Source organism: Pseudomonas sp. KT_2_4, assembly GCF_041410225.1.
In the GTDB taxonomy this organism is placed as follows: Bacteria; Pseudomonadota; Gammaproteobacteria; order Pseudomonadales; family Pseudomonadaceae; genus Aquipseudomonas; species Aquipseudomonas paracarnis.
The window spans coordinates 2,931,313-2,948,743 of sequence record NZ_CP166962.1; the positions used below are offsets into that span (position 1 = coordinate 2,931,313).

Annotated in this window: 18 protein-coding genes; 17 read left to right on the top strand and 1 reads right to left on the bottom strand. The window is 58.2% G+C overall.

Going from position 1 to position 17,431, the window contains the following annotated elements:
- Nucleotides 1-5 precede the first annotated feature (5 nt).
- The 16 genes from AB9N64_RS13520 (at nt 6) to AB9N64_RS13595 (ending at nt 14,918) form a co-directional block, all read left to right on the top strand.
- On the top strand, nt 6-1,004 hold the full coding sequence (locus AB9N64_RS13520) for an ROK family protein (RefSeq protein ID WP_019817994.1): 999 nt from the start codon (nt 6-8) through the stop codon (nt 1,002-1,004).
- Nucleotides 979-2,094 (top strand): DegT/DnrJ/EryC1/StrS aminotransferase family protein, encoded by a 1,116-nt coding sequence (locus AB9N64_RS13525; RefSeq protein ID WP_019817995.1) that lies wholly within the window; start codon nt 979-981, stop codon nt 2,092-2,094. The genes AB9N64_RS13520 and AB9N64_RS13525 overlap by 26 nt, the downstream gene beginning before the upstream one ends.
- Nucleotides 2,091-3,296, top strand: a complete 1,206-nt coding sequence (locus AB9N64_RS13530) for a 6-phospho-beta-glucosidase (Cellobiose-6-phosphohydrolase) (Phospho-chitobiase) (RefSeq protein WP_019817996.1) — start codon at nt 2,091-2,093, stop codon at nt 3,294-3,296. The genes AB9N64_RS13525 and AB9N64_RS13530 overlap by 4 nt, the downstream gene beginning before the upstream one ends.
- A complete protein-coding gene (locus AB9N64_RS13535) occupies nt 3,283-4,236 on the top strand; it encodes a Gfo/Idh/MocA family protein (protein ID WP_371360364.1) in 954 nt (317 codons plus the stop codon). The genes AB9N64_RS13530 and AB9N64_RS13535 overlap by 14 nt, the downstream gene beginning before the upstream one ends.
- 22 nt (nt 4,237-4,258) lie before the next feature.
- Complete coding sequence (locus AB9N64_RS13540) at nt 4,259-5,524, top strand: hypothetical protein (protein WP_197865325.1); 1,266 nt, start codon at nt 4,259-4,261, stop codon at nt 5,522-5,524.
- Between the two features lie 31 nt (nt 5,525-5,555).
- Complete coding sequence (locus tag AB9N64_RS13545) at nt 5,556-6,254, top strand: HAD family hydrolase (protein WP_014719985.1); 699 nt, start codon at nt 5,556-5,558, stop codon at nt 6,252-6,254.
- A 12-nt stretch (nt 6,255-6,266) separates the two neighbouring features.
- The gene (locus AB9N64_RS13550) at nt 6,267-6,656 is read left to right on the top strand and encodes a cupin domain-containing protein (RefSeq protein WP_014719986.1); all 390 of its coding nucleotides are present in this window, start codon (nt 6,267-6,269) and stop codon (nt 6,654-6,656) included.
- Nucleotides 6,646-7,479, top strand: coding sequence for a methyltransferase domain-containing protein (locus AB9N64_RS13555; RefSeq protein ID WP_102666378.1), 834 nt, complete (start codon nt 6,646-6,648; stop codon nt 7,477-7,479). The genes AB9N64_RS13550 and AB9N64_RS13555 overlap by 11 nt, the downstream gene beginning before the upstream one ends.
- A complete protein-coding gene (locus tag AB9N64_RS13560) occupies nt 7,476-8,108 on the top strand; it encodes an NUDIX hydrolase N-terminal domain-containing protein (RefSeq protein WP_102666377.1) in 633 nt (210 codons plus the stop codon). Before AB9N64_RS13555 ends, AB9N64_RS13560 begins: the two co-directional genes overlap by 4 nt.
- A 13-nt stretch (nt 8,109-8,121) precedes the next feature.
- On the top strand, nt 8,122-8,661 hold the full coding sequence (locus AB9N64_RS13565) for a GNAT family N-acetyltransferase (RefSeq protein ID WP_371360365.1): 540 nt from the start codon (nt 8,122-8,124) through the stop codon (nt 8,659-8,661).
- A 131-nt stretch (nt 8,662-8,792) separates the two neighbouring features.
- A complete protein-coding gene (locus AB9N64_RS13570) occupies nt 8,793-9,734 on the top strand; it encodes a phosphotransferase (protein WP_197865327.1) in 942 nt (313 codons plus the stop codon).
- A gap of 147 nt (nt 9,735-9,881) precedes the next feature.
- A complete protein-coding gene (locus AB9N64_RS13575) occupies nt 9,882-10,775 on the top strand; it encodes a LysR family transcriptional regulator (protein ID WP_014719991.1) in 894 nt (297 codons plus the stop codon).
- Between the two features lie 344 nt (nt 10,776-11,119).
- On the top strand, nt 11,120-11,638 hold the full coding sequence (locus tag AB9N64_RS13580) for an isochorismatase family protein (RefSeq protein ID WP_014719992.1): 519 nt from the start codon (nt 11,120-11,122) through the stop codon (nt 11,636-11,638).
- A 343-nt stretch (nt 11,639-11,981) separates the two neighbouring features.
- Nucleotides 11,982-12,236, top strand: a complete 255-nt coding sequence (locus AB9N64_RS13585) for a DUF6124 family protein (RefSeq protein ID WP_130175517.1) — start codon at nt 11,982-11,984, stop codon at nt 12,234-12,236.
- A 106-nt stretch (nt 12,237-12,342) separates the two neighbouring features.
- Nucleotides 12,343-13,368, top strand: coding sequence for a hypothetical protein (locus AB9N64_RS13590; protein WP_371360366.1), 1,026 nt, complete (start codon nt 12,343-12,345; stop codon nt 13,366-13,368).
- Between the two features lie 116 nt (nt 13,369-13,484).
- Complete coding sequence (locus AB9N64_RS13595; protein WP_073452139.1) at nt 13,485-14,918, top strand: glycosyltransferase family 39 protein; 1,434 nt, start codon at nt 13,485-13,487, stop codon at nt 14,916-14,918.
- Between the two features lie 15 nt (nt 14,919-14,933).
- On the opposite strand, the gene AB9N64_RS13600 is transcribed toward AB9N64_RS13595, so the two are convergent.
- Nucleotides 14,934-15,422, bottom strand: coding sequence for a TIGR00645 family protein (locus AB9N64_RS13600; RefSeq protein WP_014719996.1), 489 nt, complete (start codon nt 15,420-15,422; stop codon nt 14,934-14,936).
- Nucleotides 15,423-15,584: 162 nt separating this feature from the next.
- Here AB9N64_RS13600 and AB9N64_RS13605 point away from each other — a divergent pair, with 162 nt between their 5' ends.
- Complete coding sequence (locus AB9N64_RS13605) at nt 15,585-17,408, top strand: hypothetical protein (protein ID WP_371360367.1); 1,824 nt, start codon at nt 15,585-15,587, stop codon at nt 17,406-17,408.
- Nucleotides 17,409-17,431: the final 23 nt, after the last annotated feature.

The following is a 17,431-nucleotide window of genomic DNA, read 5'->3' on the forward strand; positions in this document are numbered from 1 at the left end:
TCTTTATGATTTTGGTATTTGATGTCGGCGGCACCAGCCTGCGCATCGGCTGTTACTGTGAAAAGCAGCGCCGGCTAGTCAAGCAGGCCCGCATCGCCACGCCTAACTTCGTCAATTCGCCGCTGCGCGACAGGGACCTGGTCGAACACCTGTTCAGGACCATGAAAGACGCTGCGCACACCCTGGGTGTGGCGTATGACACCGTCGTCGCCGCGCTTCCCGGCCCGGTCACCGCAGAGGGCTATGTCACTGCTCTGCCCACTGTCCTGGGTGCAAAACTCGACAGACCTATACCGGCGGTGGCGCAGTTACAGGCACTCTTTGACACGCAAAACGTGCATGTACTCAACGATATAACGGCCGCGGGATACCGTTACCTGACCCCGCAGCATCACACGTTCCATATCGTGTCGTCGGGATCGGGGATCGGTTCCAAGCTGTTTATTGATGGCAAACCTTTGACCGGCCATCAAGGCGACGCTGGCGAAATTGGGCACCTGCTCCACCCGCTCTGCCCAAAGGAATTGCGGTGCGATTGCGGTGGAGAGGGACACATCGGTGCCGTCAGCTCAGGGCGCGGAACCCTGAGGCTCTTCAAGTTGCGCGCCAGCCAGCAACCGACCGCATATCTGAACAGCGCATTGGGCAAGACCACACCCACATACGACTTGCTCCAAACCTCCTCACTGGTTGACGCCTTCCAGCAGCGAGACCCCTGGACGCTTGAGGTCATGGATGACGCCATCCGCCCTCTCGCCCACGCACTGGCGGCTACTCGCGCCGTCTCTGGGGTTGCCTCCTACATTTTGCTCGGCGGCTTTTTGTGTGCGCTGGGCGAGCCTTATCGAAAGCGATTGGCTGGCCTTTGCACCAGCTTCTTCGACGCTGGAGATTGGAACGACACCATCGCCCTCGGCCATGCCGATGACAACAATGGCCTCATTGGCTGCGCGCTCTATGCACAAGGACTCCTCCGCCATGAACATGAAAGTCAACCGCTATAACTATCCAAGTCAGTTCGGCAACGACTTGCAGCCATTGCTGCGTGCCATTGGGGAAGACCTTCTCAAGGGTCATTACATCCTGACTGAAGCTGTCGACAGCTTCGAAACAGCCTTCGCGGACTACATCGGTGCCAAGTACTGCGTCGGTACCAACAGTGGTACCGACGCACTGATCCTCGCGTTACTGGCCATGGGGATAGGGCCCGGTGATGAAGTTATCACGCAGGCAAACACGTTCTACGCCACCGTCGCCGCCATCTGTTTCGTGGGGGCCACTCCCGTATTGGTAGACGCCGAACCCCATGCTTACTTGATGGATATTGAGCAGGTCGAACCTGCAATCACGGCGCGTACCAAAGCCATTATTGCTGTGCACCTGTTCGGCAAATGCATGCCCATGAAACAGCTTCTGGCGCTGGCCGAAAAACACCAATTGAGGGTCATCGAGGATGCCGCACAAAGTCATGGCGCCCGAATCGACGGGCGCGCCGCCGGGCATTTCGGCGACATCGGCTGTTTCAGTTTTCACCCCAGCAAGAACCTGGCTGCCGCCGGCGACGCCGGGGCGATTGTCACCGACGACCTTCACCTGGCCGAACAAATAAAAGTATTACGGGCGCTGGGGCAATCCGGCCAGAACCGGCATGTGGCCTTGGGCATGAACTCCAAGCTGGATGCCATTCAGGCCAGGGTCTTGTCCGCCAAGCTTGGGCACCTGGAGCATTGGAACGAACAACGCCGAGCAGTGGCCGCTCATTGCATCAGCCGCCTGGATGGGTTGCCCTTGAGCTTCCAAGCGCCAGCAGAGCACGAGGATCACGTCTATCACCTGTTCCAGGTGCGTACTGAACAACGAGATGCTCTGCTTGCTCACCTGCAATCGAACGGGATAGATGCTGTCGTGCGCTATCCAACACCGATCCATTTGCAGGAAGCGTTCGCTGCATACGGCTGGAAGCCTGGTGATTTTCCGGTGGCCGAGGCCCTGGCCACACAAACCCTGTGCCTGCCCTTGCGGCCCGATATGGATGCCGACGAAGTCGACCGGGTATGTGGCTGCGTGCGCGCATTCTTCGAGGGGCACTCATGAAAACGCTGGCCGTGCTGGGCGGCGGGAGCCCCTACACCCTTCAATTGTGCGAGCAGCTGGCCAGCAGCCCAATGGCCGGCGAAGCTTGGGAATTGCGGCTGCAAGGTCGCAACCAGGCCGTCACTTCGCAGATAGCGCACTTTGCGCAGTCACGCCTTCCCCGCTGGAAAGTCAGCCATGACACCACCGCTCAACGCGTGCTCGACGGTGCCGACTATGTAGTCCACCAAGCCCGCTACGGTGGGCTTGAAGGTCGCCATGAGGGCGAGTCGCTCGGCCGCGCATTGGGTGTGGCCGCCGATGAAACCCTGGGGCCTTCCGGCCTGCTGGCAGCGATTCGTTGCCTGCCGTATATCGCCGAACTGGCCGAGCTGCTCCAACGCTTTTGTCCACAAGCCTGGGTGCTCAATATCACCAACCCGCTGAGTCTCACCACATCGCAGCTCTTTTTACAGGGCCACGCCCGTTGCATCGGCATCTGCGAGTTGCCGACGGTCACACAACGTCAGATTGCCGCGCGCCTGAACCTGCCTTACGAGCAACTTCAATGGGCCTACACCGGGCTGAACCATCGTGGCTTCCTCCACGACCTCACGCATGCAGGCCAGCCGGTACTGCCGCGCCTTGTGTCGCTCCTGAAAAGCCAGTCATTTACGGGCTTTGATGCGGCCCTGATCGAAGAACTGCAGGCTGTTCCAACTAAATACTTTCGCCTGTTGGTCAGCACTAAGGTGGAGGAAAACCATCGTTCCACCCAACTGGTCGACCTGCGCACAGAGATCCTCAAGCAACTGGAACAAGCCCCGCTGCGCTACCCGCCAGCCCTGGAACAACGCCCGATGCCTTGGTATGAGCTGGCGGTAGTGCCCATGCTGGAGGCATTGAGCGGGGCCCGCCAACCCTGTGTGCTACCGATCAACCTGTGCGCCGCCGACGGTATGACCCGCGAATTTCTGGCCACTGTCAGCTGCGGCACTGTCAACGACGACCTGCCGCACGCGCCCCCACCAACTGCCGTTGCCAAGTGGATGCAGGTATTTGAAGCCCATGAAGCCAGCTCATTAAGTGCCTGCCTTGACCCCACGGGCGCAAACATCGAAGCCGCCTTCGCGGCGGACCCGCTGATGGCCAATCGTGATCTGAAAGCGGCCGTCGCAACTTTTCAAACCTATCTTTCAGGGGATGCACATGGACATGCTTAGGTTCGCCATCATTGGCTGCGGCCGCATGGGTTTGACCCGCGCCAAAGCCCTCAAGACACTGGGAGCGCGCATCGTCTCTAGCGTGGACTCAGACCTGGCCCGCGCCAGACAAATCGTCGACATCGCCCCCGGCTGTGCAGCACTGGAGAACGACCAGGAGATCGACTGGACACAAATCGACGGGGTGTTTATCTGCACGCCACCCGGCATGCGCGGGCCGCTGGAATTGGAGGCCGCGCGTCACGGTGTTGCAGTATTTGCCGAAAAACCGCTACACGTGTCCGCAGCCGGCGCACTGCAACTGGGGCAGGCCTTCGCCCGCAGCGATGCGTTGTTTGCCGTGGGCTATATGAACCGCTATCGGCACAGCGTCAGCAGCGTCAAGCAGCACCTCGATACCCTCAACGTCATCGGGTACCAGTGCCATTGGATCTGCAAGCCGTATTCGGTCGACTGGTGGAAAGAAGCCCAGTGGTCCGGCGGCGCGTTGAACGAACAGATGACTCACAGCGTGGATCTGTGCCGCCACCTGTTCGGAGATGCCCAATCGGTTTTCGCCCAAACCCATGTGGACCCGGGGGCGCCTCATATTCAAAGCGTCAGCGCCCTGCTCCAGCACCGGGACAGCCTTGCGGGGAGCATCTTCTATTCCTGTGCGGGCCAGGACAAAGATATCGGCCTGCACATCTTTACCGACCAGGGCCCGGTCGTACTCTCAGGCTGGGACTACACCTTGACGTGCGCGCCATGGCTTGAGGGCGACAGTCAGCCGCAAGATCCTCAGGACGTTTTCCTCACAGAAACCGAGTGTTTCCTGCAGGCCGTGCTTAAAGGGGATCCGCACCAGCTCAAATGCACGCTGAAAGACGGCATCAAGACACAACTGACCGTTGACGCCATTCGTCAAGCCGCCACCGACCAATGCCTGATCAGGCTTTGAAATACGGACAGGAGCCTCAGTGATGTCAACTTGCACGACCCTTTATGTAAAAGGCAGCACGCCTGCCCTGCAAGGCAACCTGCATGTCCCTGGCAGCAAAAACTCCGCCATGCCGTTGCTGACGCTGGCGGCACTTCAGGCACAGCCGGTGACCGTGAAACAAGTGCCGGGGATTTCCGATATCACCCACTTGCTTGAGCTTCTCTCATTCGCGGGCAGCAGCAGCAGTGTCAATCAAGGTAACCAAGTCATTTTTCAAGGGCTGCATCTTAAAAACGAGCCCTACACATTCCCGCAGGCGCTCTCTTCGCGACTGCGCGGAGCGATATACGCCCTGGCATTGCCGGCCAGCCGCGGCGTCCGTGCCCGGCTTGAATCCATAGGTGGGGACTTTATCGGTTCGCGCTCGTTTACTCCCCATCTGCGGGCGTTGGCCGGATTCGGGTTGCAGGTCAGTGGCCAAGGCAGTGCCGTGGCTATTACCGGTGGGCACCCACGCCCAAGTGAGTTCTCTATCGATGACAAAGGCATCACGGCTACGTCCCTGGCGATCATCATCGCCGCCAGCCTTGACGGGGAATCCATCATCAAGGACGCAAGCCTGGAAACCGAGTGCGACGATGTGCTCGCCGCGGCCCGGCACTTCGGCGCCCAGGCCGAGCGCGATGGGCGCAGCCTGATCATCAAAGGTCCCTTCCAATCAACCGATGCGCCGATACTCATACCCGCCGATCATCTGGTCTGGGGTACCTTTGCCATCGCAGCGGCCATGACCGGCGGATCGACAAGCTGTGCAGCCGCGCTTATTGACCACCGTTTCGACCCTGTCATTGAGGCCTTGCGCAGCTTCGGCATCATCGTGAGCCAAGATGGCCCCCTGCTGAAAACCTTTGGCCGTCCCTTGCGCCCCGTCACACTTGAAACCGGCATGTACCCCAAGTTCCCGTCGGATTTACTGCCACAGATGATGGCCCTCGCCGTTTCGGCGCCCGGTACCAGCGTGTTCAAAGAGTCGCACTATGGATCGCGGTTCGACCACTTGCCGGGTATGGAAAAAATGGGAGCGCGCATCAGCATGGTCGAAGGCGACGTTCACATTCACGGAGCAACACCGGTGTCCGGTGCCCAACTCGACGGCGCAGGCATACGCGAGACCACTGCCCTGGCCTTGCTGGCACTGACAGCGCAAGGGCCCAGCGTCATCCGTAAAGCCGCCTCGGTGTCCCGAGGTTACGAAGACTTGGCGCAAACGCTATGCCGGATGGGCGCAACTGTTCATTTCGGCTGACTCCCCCTACATTTGAAGGAGGCTGGTAATCATGGCCATACAGGCGGTTTTTTTTGATGTCGGCAATACGTTGATGAATTTCAACTACGCCACAATCGCCCGATGTATCCCAGGGCTGCAGGTCGAGCAGTTGGAACAGAGCGGACCGCTTGCTTGGAAAAAGTTAAACGGAGTACTGGAAAAAGCACGCATCGAAGGTACCCACATCGACGTGTTGAGATGGCTGTTCAAGGAACTGCTCCAGGAACGTGGACAACCGGCGCAGATCGAGACGCTCATCGAAAAAACCAGCACCGGCTCACTGTGGAATTCGGTCAATTACGACGCCAGGGAGGCGATTGTCGGGTTGAAAGCAGAAGGCATCAGCACCGCGGTGATCTCCAACGCTGACGGGAAAGTACAGGCATTGCTGGACGACAATGGTTGGGCCGACACCTTTGATTTTGTCATCGACTCCGGGCTGGTCGGGGTGAGCAAGCCCGATATCGAAATTTTCAATATCGGCTTGGACAAAGCCGGGCTTGAGGCCTCCCAGGTGCTTTACGTGGGCGACTTACCGGCGGTTGACGTCTATGGCTCACAGGCCGCCGGCCTCAGCCCTGTGCTGTACGACCCGCATGATCACTACGACGCCCATTGGAGCGCGTCTACGCGCAACGACCGTCGGGCCTATCACCGCATCACCCATATGAACCAGTTAGGCCCACTGGTCAGCCTGCTCAACGGTTAAGGAGATCTCCTCATGCAGACTGTCCAGATCAACCGGCTCAGCCACAGTTTCGCAACCAGCTATTTCGACGCGCAAACCGCCCATGACGGCCTGGGCAAAGTCCTGACCTCACGCGTCGTGCCCGAGCCCGAGTGGGGTTGCAACTTTGTGGACCTCGTGGCGCTACTGCCCGAAGCGAGCATCGGTATCCATGAGCATGGAATGGATGACTCGGAAATTTATATCGTCATCAGCGGCGAAGGTGAAATGACGCTGGCGGGGGAAGTATTCAGGGTCGGTCAGGGCTTCGTCCTGATCAACCCGCCCGGAGGCAGGCACGCCCTGCGCAATACCGGCCAGAGTCTGCTGAAATTGGCCGTATTGGACATTCCCGCCCCACAAGGAAGAGAACATGAACAATAAAAGTTACGTATTGAACGTCGGCCAGGATGACCTTGAACGGCTGGGCAAGTCTGATCGTATCTATGGTCCGGGCTCCCGGGACTTTTTGCAGCGATATGCCCACATCAAGGAGGGCATGACGGTATTGGACGTGGGGTGCGGCACCGGCAACATGTCCCTTTGGATGGCAGAAAAAGTCGGGCCTGGCGGGCAGGTCATCGGCATTGACGCAAGTGCCGAGCAGATAGCCGTGTGCAAGGCTCGTGCCGAGGCGCTGGGGTATACCAATACCCGATTCGAACAGTTGGATTTCAGTCAGATCCACTCCCTCAACACCCTGTTTGATATTGCCTACTGCCGCTTCATTCTGATCCATCTGACGCAACCGCTTGAGGCGATAAAGCTGATGAGTTCAGTCACCCGGCCCGGCGGCGCAGTGGTCTGTGAGGAGCCTGTCACCGACTTGCACGAATGCTCGCCCGAACACACAGCATTCGATCACGCCAACAAGCTGACAATCGCGCTGGGGCGTGCCAAAGGGGTGGATTACAACCTTGGCGCCCGCCTTGCGCAGCTGTTCGCTGCGGCTGAGCTGGATGACCTCCAATTCGATCATTACCAACCCAGCATCAGTGACGAAAATGACAGGGGCATCTTTTTCGATTCATTTACTCAGATTGCCGACAACCTGCTGGAACACGCGCTTGCGACACCGGAACAAATCCACAGCGTCGGCGAGCAATTATCCCGCCTCAAAGACGATCACCGTTACTCGATCAAGGGCTTTCGCAACATACAAGGCATCGGCAGGCGGCGACCTGTTGCCCAGGAGGATATGCGATGAGTGACTTCATGCAGGACGACCCAGGGATGGCCAGTATCAGAACCCTGATCGGTATTGCTCAAACCGGGCTCGCGTATGCCAAGGATCCCTATGACATCGAGCGCTACCATCAATTGCTGGAGACCGCCCAAACCCTATTGGCGAAGCAACCCAGCCCCCTGACCTCCCAGCTCTTGAAGAACCTGGTAGCCGACTCGGGTTACGCCACGCCCAAAATGGACATCAGGGCGGCGGTATTCGACGGCGAACGCATCCTGCTGGTCAAGGAAGTTGAAGATGGGCTCTGGTCGCTTCCTGGGGGCTGGGCCGACATTAATCACTCCCCCGCACAAGTAGCGGCCAAAGAAGTGCTTGAAGAGACAGGGTTGCGGGTGAGCCCGCGCAAACTGGTGGCCTTCACCGATCGTCGCCTGCACCCTCATCCCCCCATGCTGTTGCATGTGTACAAGGCGTTTTTCCTGTGTGAACTGTCTGGCGGGACATTGCGCCCCAGCCTGGAAACGCCGGATGTCGGTTTTTTTGACGAGCACAACCTTCCCGAACTTTCCACTGCGCGAGTGACCCATGAACAAATCGCCATGATGTATCGGCACCTACGAGACGAGACCTTGCCTACTTATTTCGATTAGCCAGGAGAGTGTCATGGTGGATTCATCTTCAATCACGTATGTGCTGCACTACAGCCCGGACCCAGATGAGTGCCAAGGGTCACGTACGAGCCCGCTGCACTTGATCAATGGCCTGCAAGACACCCACAGCTACCAGAGGCTTTACCGGGAAATTGGCGGCGAATGGGGTTGGGGCCGCCAACGCGACTGGCAACCCATGCAGTGGGCCCAGCACCTGAGCAAGCCGGACATTCAAGGGTGGATCATGTACTGGGCTGGCCAGGCGAATGGCTTCTTCGAGCTTCGACGGCAACAGGACGAGAGCGTTGAAATCTACTATTTCGGCGTGGCCAAGGCGCTTCAAGGGCAAGGCTTGGGCCACGCGCTGATTCAGCATGCGGTCACTGCGGCAAAAGCGATGACGAAAAAAACCATCTGGCTGAAAACAAGCTCCACCGATCATCCCGCCGCGCTCGGCCTGTATTTGCGCGCGGGATTCAAAGTCATGCGTGTCGTCCCCAAGGACACCCCCTTACAAGGGGCCGAACCCTGCACATTCCACGTTCGCCCTTGATAGGAACGGCCATGAAACAGTGCCGATGGCCCCCGTCGATAAACGAGGCCGTAAATCGCCAGGACAGGTCGCAGCTACTACGCCGGTGGATAACCCACCTCTTTAAGCGCTATGGCCTTCAAGCCTGGAGCTTGCAACTTATCGCCGGCGAAGCCAGTCACCGACGCTATTACCGGATACGCAGTGCCCACCCGGGCAAGGCCTTTATCATTATGGACGCCGCCCCATGGCTTGAAGACAATGCTGCTTTCGTTACCGTCGCCGGCCTGCTTGCATCTGCCATGATCCGCGTTCCGGCCATCTATGAATGGGACAAATCAAATGGGTTTCTGCTGCTGGAAGACATGGGCGATGAAACGTTGCTGCAACTCAATCTTCGCACTCATCGTGAAGCCGTTCGCCATTACTATAATCAGACAATTTGCACGCTAGTGGACATGCAGTTCAATGCGCCTGCCAATCAACTCGCTAATTTTTCTCCCGAGCTCATGCGCGACGAACTTAGCCTGTTTACCGACTGGTACCTGGACCAGTATTTAAAAATCAAATTAAGCGGTAATGAGCAGCGCGACATTGCCTGTTGCTTCAACTTAATTACAGAAAAAATTCAGTTAATCGAGCACGTATTCGTCCATCGGGATTTCAGACCTGGCAACTTGGTCATTTCGAGGGATGGTAAAGCGATTGCTGTGCTTGATTTCCAAGATGCGGTTAAAGGCCCCATCACTTACGATCTAGTGAGCCTGCTATGGGATTCATTCCATTGCTGGGACGAGCCGTTTACCCAACAGATGGTTCGCCTTTATTGGACGACTGCAATCGGCAAGGGCCTTCCCGTCCCGTCGACCCTGGCGGCGTTCAACTTATCCCTTTACTGGACGCGGCTGCAGCGGCATATCCGTGTGATAGGGATCTTCGCGCGGTTAGGCATACGCGATGGCAAACTCAGGTATTTGCAGGAAATTGAGCGCTTTAATAATTACCTTTTATCCAGCACGGTGCGAAACGATAGCATGCAGCCACTAACGCGCTTACTCAAGCAAATAACCCTCTCTAACTCCGCCCTTCATTAAGATTGCGGATACACACCCACTCACCCAAACAGCTACCGGCCACTCGCCACGCTTTACAACAGCGAAACACCCCCCTAGATTATTTGTTGCTACCGCACCTCAGGACCTGTACACCTAAATGATCGGCCCCCTATCAAGGAGAGATAGATGGAACTGCGACATCTACGTTATTTCATCAGCGTAGCCGAGGAGCTTCATTTCGGTCGTGCTGCACTGCGATTGCATATTGAACAATCTCCTTTATCAAGGGCAATAAAAGAGCTTGAGAGTGATCTGGGCGTTCAGCTCCTTGAGCGTTCCACCCGCACGGTTAATTTGACCAGTGCTGGCGAAGTTCTTTTGCAGGAGGCACGCACCATGATAAATGGAGCGCAGCATGTGCGCGAAAGAGTGCACGCAGCGGCGCAACCCGATAATGAGCCGGTATTGCGGGTGGTGGTAACTGACGGTGTGGCACAGCCAAAATTGATGAAGCTGCTTAGTCAGTGCCGAGTCTCCACACCCGCCCTGGCGGTGCGACTGCAAGACATGACCGCCGAGCAACTCCAGGAAAGCTTGCTGAATCAGGAAATAGACTTGGGGCTTTCGCTACGCGCCGGGGACGAAACCGGACTGTGTTCCCAGCCTGTATGGCGAGATAAGGTCTCGTTGGCGCTCCCGGTCGACCATGCCCTTTGCAGCCTGGAGAGCATCAGCCTGGAACAGGCGGCGGCCCATCCGTTAATCGGATATGACGGAAAACTGTGCCCCGAAGGATACAGGGCAATCGAACTCATGCTTGATACACAAGCGCTTGCGGTGCAACTGACCATCAGTGCTTCGGGGCATGAAGAAATGTTGCTCCGGGTAGGCGCCGGCTACGGGATCGGTTTCTTACTGTCATCGCACCCAGAGCAGTTTTTGCCACCAGGGATCGTCACCCGCCCGTTAAAGGGCTGTGAACACGCAGTGATCACCTACGCGTTGTTTCACCCAACGGGTGTCTCTGAAGATGCCCTGCAACTGATAAAGCATGCCAGGCAAATAGGCCTGCTTGATTGAACTGCAGGTTTGTTTACCGGTGTTACCGCTGTTGGTTAACCCAAGAGCCAAGACGTGAATTATGTGCGTTTGAGGTACTTTTTGGCTTGGCCGCAATACCCGCAGCCATGCATGGCATACCCCTGCACCGTCGGAGCTGCGCCTTGCCATCACGCGGCGGTATTGCTAGTGTCGACTGATGAATCATTATTGCCTCACCTCGACCACCACCACCACGACCGCAGGAAGCGGAGCGTGCGAGGTGTCGTGAGCCAATAGCCAACGAACTTCAAAGGCCCGCCAGCGATGGACAGGGCCTTTTTTTATGCCTTGTGTCGCGGGTTCACACGCAAGGAGATGCACCTATGTACGCCCTGTTGATACTCGATATCCAAGTCGGACTTGTTCACGGCCCGGAAAACCCCTGGCGCTGCGACGAACTGCTGGAAACGCTCAATAGCCTGATGGACAAGGCACGCAGCGCCGGCGCGCCGATTTTTCTCGCTCGTCACATCGGCCCCGTTGGCTCGCCAATAGAGCCGGGCAGCCCGCTTACGTTGATTGCACAGGAAATGAAGTTAATGGGCGGGGAAGTGGTGTTCGAAAAACGCCGGCCCAATGCTTTTGCGATGACCGACCTGGCGGACAATCTGCGCGCTTGCGGCGCTACCGGCGTGGTGGTCACTGGGGTGAAAACGCAATACTGCGTCGACAGCACCTGCCGTGCCGCGCGTGATCTTGGCTTCGATGCGGTGCTTATCGCCGACGGTCATACCTGTTCTGATACGCCCTTGATGAAAGCCGAGGCCATCGTGGCTCATCACAATGCCACGCTCGATGGGCCGTTCTGCCAGTTGGTTCGGGCTGAGGACTGGAGCTTTTAACAGAGCCTGACGACGGGGGACGCCAACAGGGCCGAGCTTCGGAATTTTCCCGCAAGTTGCCGCGCTGTTGGTGAACTAGCGCAAGCCACCTCACAACGCTAACTTCTTTACGTCGCTGATGATCAGCGTCCGGCTTTGACAGGCCGAAAAGTGTAACCTTTCACACCCCGTGATAAGGCGGCATGCTTACACATTCCGCTCCGTTCATGGCGGCTGTGCGTGGGGCATCTTCGGGTGCGCCGGGTTCCTACACTTCCGGTCTGTCAACCCGCGTACAGCTGCCACCTATTCCTGTTTGACAGCAGGGGGGAGGCAGCTCCTTAAACAGTGTGGGAGCTTCATCATGAAAAAGATCACCCCCAATCCCCCAACCACCCTCTTCACCCTCGCCGAAAACATCCACCCCGAAACCCTGCTAATCCAAGCTAGCGAAACCCTCGCCTCCCTCAACGCCATGACCACCGACCTGGCTTTCGAACTTGAAGGCGCGCACCGCCACAAGTTGCTGGCCGCCCAACAATTGATCGTTCTGGGTGAGCTACTGGTAGAACGCGTCCTGAACACCCAACTATTCACTACCCATCCGCCACAGCCCTAAAACACGAAAACGGGCGAGCTGCCTCAGCGCATCTCGCCCGCTGGCATCCCCTCACACTTCCCATTACCCTGACGGCCTTTATCAGACAACCGGAAGTCAGATACCCGTGCTCAAGCCCTTCGCCGTCATCGCCCTCACCGTCATGCCCTTACTCACCACCGCCGCCGAGTTGGCCGGGGTTTGGCAAGGCACCTTGGGCAAATCCGCTATCACCGTCTGTTTCAACGGCGCCGATGGTGAGCATGGCAGTTATTACTACCAGCGCATCCGTACCCCTATTCAGTTGACTCAGGCCAACGACAACGCGCCGTGGGTGGAGGAAGGAAACACCGGTTTCTGGGCCCTGCAAAAACCTCAGGGCGATACTCTTTCTGGTGCTTGGAGCAAAACCGATGGCGGTGCGCCGCTGCCACTGGCCCTGCGCCGCATTGGCACGGACGGCTGCGGCAGCGATGCCTACAACGCGCCCATGGAAGCTGCGCCGCTGCCAATCAAGACTGAGAAGAAAACTTTCCAAAACCACACCTACCAGCTCAAGACCCAAGGCCCACGCGTCACGCTCAAGCTTGCGGGTGACGGCCCGGCGGTGCAGAAGATCAACCAGCAGCTCGCTGCCCTGGCCGTCAATGACGAAGATCTAACCGACTATTTTTATGAACGGCGTGAATACCTGGGTCGAAACGGCTCGGTCTATACCAGTGAGATCGAGGTTGAACCTGCCTATTGGTCATCGCAATTTCTCACCGTGCGGTTCTACCGCTGGGCCGCAGGCCAAGGCGCCATGGGCATCAGTTGGGGCCTGCACTCCTGGAACTTGCAAACCGGCGAGAGTGTGGACCCATGGGCCTGGCTCGGCGGCCATCAGCAATGGCATGACGCCTATTCCGGCCATTTGAAGCTGCCGGCCGCCTTCAGCACTTGGCTGGCCAAGCAAACCACCACCGACGAGGGCTGCCCGGCGATCACCGATTATTCCAACTTTCACCTCAGCTTCAACACCCAGGGCCTGCAACTCTCGACACCGGCCAATGGTGACGGTTGCGACAACGACTTGGCCTTCACCTGGGAGCAGTTGGAGCCGGTGCTGACCGAACAAGGCAAAGCGGCACTGCCCAGTTTGAAACTGCCTTGACGCGCCGGAGAAAAACCCCGCGGCCGTTCACCAAAGGTTAAGAATCGCGATCGTATACTCCCTGACTACCCATGACCGGTCGCCCGATCGGTCTCATGCCTCGGTAGCCAGACTCCATGACGCGCCCCGCTCCCCTGCTGCTCTTGCTTGCTGCTCTGTTGTTCTTCTTCGCCCTCGGCAACCACGAGCTGCAAGGCTCTACCGAAGCCCGGGTGTCCGGGATCGCCATGGCGATGCACCTGGACAATGACTGGGTGGTGCCGCGTCTGTTTCGTGAACCCTTCCTGGAAAAACCACCCCTGAGCCTGTGGCTGGACGCCGGGGCGATTCGCCTGTTTGGCGCCAGCACCGGGGCGGTGCGCTTGGCGTCGGCGTTTGCCGGGTTGTTCAGTGTGATGCTGTTGTACGGGATGTTGCGTCGGTTCGGGCGGCCGCAGGCGCTGGCGTTCAGTGCCGCGTTGATCCTGGCGACCATGGCCAGTTACTGGGGCAATGTGCGGGGTGTGGGTGAGGATTCGTTGCTCAGCCTCGGTGTCACGGCTGCCCTGCTGGGGTTTTACCAGGCTGTGCGGCCTGAGCGTGAAGGTTCAAGTACTTGGGCCTGGGCGTTGTTTACCGCCGGGATGGTCATCGCTACGTTGAGCAAGGGTGTGTTGGGCCTGGCGATGCCGGGCATTGTGATTTTCGTGTACCTGTTCAGCACCAGCCTGATGGATAAACGCCTGCGGCTGGGCGATTGGCTCAAGCCGGCGCTGTTCACGCTGTTGGCGTTGGTGCCGCTGCTGATCTGGCTGGGGTTTCTGTTTCAGCGCGGTGGGATGCAGGCGGTGGGTGAGGTGTTATGGACCAATAGCGTCGGGCGCTTCAGTGGTTCGTTCGTCGAGGCCGGGCATTACGAACCTTTCTACTATTACCTCGCGAAACTGCCCGAGGCCTTCCTGCCCTGGAACATCCTGGTGTACCTGGGCCTGTGGCACTTCCGCAAAAGCCTGGTGCGTAACCGCTATCGGTTGTTTTTCAGTGTGTGGCTGGTGGCGCAGTTCACTCTGCTGACCTTGGCTTCCAGCAAACGCACGGTGTACTTGATGGCGCTGACGCCAGCCGCTGCGGTGCTGGCCGCCGAATATGCGCGGGTGTTGCTGGAGTGGGCCAAGGACCATAAGCCGGGGCTGTACCGTTTTCATCGGCGCATTATCGGTGGGGTTTTCGCCCTGGCCATCGCCTGCTACCTGAGCGCAGCGTTCTGGTTTGCACCCAAAGCCGATGTGCGCCATTCATTCGTACCCGTGATCAGCCAGATCCAGACCCTGCAAGACGAAGGCAGGACGGTGGCGATGTACCAACCCAACGAGCGCATCGACGGCGCCAGCGTGTTCTACCTACAGGCCTACTTGCCAATCCTGAACACCGAAGCCGAACTGCGCGCCTTCCTCAGCGCCAAGCCCGGCAACGTGGCGTTGACGGACCACACCGACCGGCTGAAAGAGCCGGTCACGGTGATCAAGCAAATGGCAGTCAACCGCCAGCCTTACTACTTCGTGGAGCAGTAAGGCCGGCGCGGGGTATCAATGCTTGGTGAGTTTGTCCAGGTAGCCCATGGCAAACGCCGAGACCACGAACGTCATGTGGATGATCACGTACCACATCAGGTGCTGTGGATCGACGTTCTTGGCGTCCATGAAGATGCGCAGCAGGTGGATGGAGGAAATCGCCACGATGGAGGCCGCCACTTTCATCTTCAGCGACGAAGAGTCCATGGTGCCCAGCCAGTTGAGCTTTTCCTTGTTCTCGTCGATATCCAGCTGCGAGACGAAGTTCTCGTAGCCGGAAATCATCACCATCACCAGCAAGCCGCCCACAAGGGCCATGTCGATCAACGACAGCAGCAGCAGGATCACTTCGGCTTCCAACATGGTGAAGATGTTGGGAATCACGTGAATGATTTCCTGGAAGAATTTCAGCGCCAGGACCAGCAAGCCCAGGGACAGGCCCAGGTAGATCGGCGCCAGCAGCCAACGCGAGGCGTACATCGTATTTTCGATAAAGCGTTCCATTGAATCTCACACAGCTTGGCTAAAAATGGCGCCGAGTATACCAGCCGCCACCCGGCCCCTGTCACCGCGAGAAAACTGACCCAAGTGGCATCTGTAAGAGAATTTTTCTGCTAGTGTCGAGGCCATTCACTCGGCTCGATGATGTCGGACAGGAAAACTCAGATGATGGATGTGCGATCCCCTTTGGCCACTCTCGGCCTGTGCGCGGCGTTGCTGATGGCCAGCGGCTGCTCCCCCAAAGAAGAGCAGAAGCAGGCGACCCTCGAAGAGAAAACCACAAAGTTCGAACAGTCCCTGGACACTATTCAGGACCCCAAGCTGCGCGATGCCATTGCGGACCTGGGCGGCTCGCTGCTGTTGCTGGAGCGTGCGCGCGTCAAGCTCGCCAGCAAGCCCATCGAAGCCGAATACGGCGAAGACAGCCTGGCCCTGCTCAAGCATTACCCTACGCCCCAAGCGCTGGTGGACACCTACATCAATGGCCTGTTCGTGCTGCGCAAAACCTCGCACTCCGACTACCTGACGGATTTGCAGCCGGTCTTCCCGTTCAACTTCAACGCCCCTGACCAGTTCCCCTTCCCCCATGGTCTGGAATGGCAGTCGGTCACCCTGAGCAACAATAAAGTCATTCCCTTCCAGCCGGAATGGTCAGAAACCGACCCCGGCATCCAACTGAGCCCCAGCAGTTCCAACCTGACCAACCCCGACGACCTGACGGTGACCTACCCGTTTATTGAAGGGATCGAGACGGAAAACAAGAGCCAGCCACAACCCATCAGCCTCAAGGGCGCGGTGGAGGTGATCACCCCGGGCAAGGTGCTGACGTTCGACCTGACCAAACAAGACGTGGGCCATAAACGCACCGACGGCAACATCACCCTCAACCTGCTGACGCTGGAAAAGAACTACGCCGAGATCGAACTGACCAACAGCCAGCCCCTGGCCGCCGAAGTCGGCGATGCGTCACCCAACCCACTGCTGGTGCAGGCACGGGACAGCACCGGGCAGTTTCTGACCCGCTCAGGCTCGATCAACGAGAGTGCCGCGCAAGTGGCGTTCTATGAAAAACAACTGGCCGAGATGCAAAAACAGACCGCGTGGTCCGATGCCTTCGATAAACAGCTCACCGACGCGCAAAAAGCCTTCGAGCGCCAGCAGACCAGCCATTACGCCAAGGTGTATTTCAACGGGCTGATCGATAACCTGCAGGTGAATGTGCTGGATTTCTCCAAGGCCACGCTCACCCGTAAAGACCTGGACCTGCCGGTGATGCGCTTTGACAGGAACAGTCTGCAAAACACCGTACAGCCCCTGCCAATGCCGGTCACGGTGTATGACGACGGCGCCGCCAGTTGGCTCAAGGATGCCTCGATGACGGAGGACCAACTGAAAAACAGCGTCACCATCAGCCAATCGACCGAAGACGCCAGTGCCGCAAAAATCGTGTTCGACCACCCGTTCACCTTCAATGACGACCTGGTCGGTGCCGAGCGCAACAACAGTGACGCGCCTATCACCTTCTTCACCGCCGACGACAAGGGCGAGCGCGGCGAGCCTATCGAGCTGCCGACCGAGGCGTTCGAGCTGAATGCCGTCAGCGGCACGCTCACGTACGACCTCAACCTGTTCCCGGAAACCCCGGCGTTTGTGGTGGGCTCGGTACCGTTGTTTTTGGCCACCATCGAGAAAGCCACGATTGACGCCGCCAAGCTGCCCAAGGGCCTGTCGCTCAAGGACAACGCGCTGATCGTCGACCAGAAGGACTTCCCCGCCGACAGCTGGCGCTTCTACGCCAAGGATGCCAGCGGCAATTACCTCAAGGAGATCCTCGGTGTCAGCCACCGCGCCGAGGAATATGGCACGGCGATGTTTGACGTGCATTACTTCTACGGCCAGCCGACCACGCTGGAAAGTTACCAGCGCACCGACCTCAACACCGTGCAGTACGGCTTTGAGGTCAAGCTGGACAAGCCTGAGAGCAAATAGCCCTGGGTGGACGCGGAGCGTCC

What these genes read in the sequence shown, in the direction of transcription:
- AB9N64_RS13530 (WP_019817996.1), top strand. Translation starts at nt 2,091, where the DNA reads ATGAAAACGCTGGCCGTGCTGGGCGGCGGGAGCCCCTACACCCTTCAA.
- AB9N64_RS13575 (WP_014719991.1), top strand. Translation starts at nt 9,882, where the DNA reads ATGGAACTGCGACATCTACGTTATTTCATCAGCGTAGCCGAGGAGCTT.
- AB9N64_RS13585 (WP_130175517.1), top strand. Translation starts at nt 11,982, where the DNA reads ATGAAAAAGATCACCCCCAATCCCCCAACCACCCTCTTCACCCTCGCC.
- AB9N64_RS13525 (WP_019817995.1), top strand. Translation starts at nt 979, where the DNA reads ATGAACATGAAAGTCAACCGCTATAACTATCCAAGTCAGTTCGGCAAC.
- AB9N64_RS13520 (WP_019817994.1), top strand. Translation starts at nt 6, where the DNA reads ATGATTTTGGTATTTGATGTCGGCGGCACCAGCCTGCGCATCGGCTGT.
- AB9N64_RS13535 (WP_371360364.1), top strand. Translation starts at nt 3,283, where the DNA reads ATGGACATGCTTAGGTTCGCCATCATTGGCTGCGGCCGCATGGGTTTG.
- AB9N64_RS13605 (WP_371360367.1), top strand. Translation starts at nt 15,585, where the DNA reads ATGATGGATGTGCGATCCCCTTTGGCCACTCTCGGCCTGTGCGCGGCG.
- AB9N64_RS13565 (WP_371360365.1), top strand. Translation starts at nt 8,122, where the DNA reads ATGGTGGATTCATCTTCAATCACGTATGTGCTGCACTACAGCCCGGAC.
- AB9N64_RS13580 (WP_014719992.1), top strand. Translation starts at nt 11,120, where the DNA reads ATGTACGCCCTGTTGATACTCGATATCCAAGTCGGACTTGTTCACGGC.
- AB9N64_RS13545 (WP_014719985.1), top strand. Translation starts at nt 5,556, where the DNA reads ATGGCCATACAGGCGGTTTTTTTTGATGTCGGCAATACGTTGATGAAT.
- AB9N64_RS13595 (WP_073452139.1), top strand. Translation starts at nt 13,485, where the DNA reads ATGACGCGCCCCGCTCCCCTGCTGCTCTTGCTTGCTGCTCTGTTGTTC.
- AB9N64_RS13555 (WP_102666378.1), top strand. Translation starts at nt 6,646, where the DNA reads ATGAACAATAAAAGTTACGTATTGAACGTCGGCCAGGATGACCTTGAA.
- AB9N64_RS13540 (WP_197865325.1), top strand. Translation starts at nt 4,259, where the DNA reads ATGTCAACTTGCACGACCCTTTATGTAAAAGGCAGCACGCCTGCCCTG.
- AB9N64_RS13600 (WP_014719996.1), bottom strand. Translation starts at nt 15,422, where the DNA reads ATGGAACGCTTTATCGAAAATACGATGTACGCCTCGCGTTGGCTGCTG.
- AB9N64_RS13560 (WP_102666377.1), top strand. Translation starts at nt 7,476, where the DNA reads ATGAGTGACTTCATGCAGGACGACCCAGGGATGGCCAGTATCAGAACC.
- AB9N64_RS13550 (WP_014719986.1), top strand. Translation starts at nt 6,267, where the DNA reads ATGCAGACTGTCCAGATCAACCGGCTCAGCCACAGTTTCGCAACCAGC.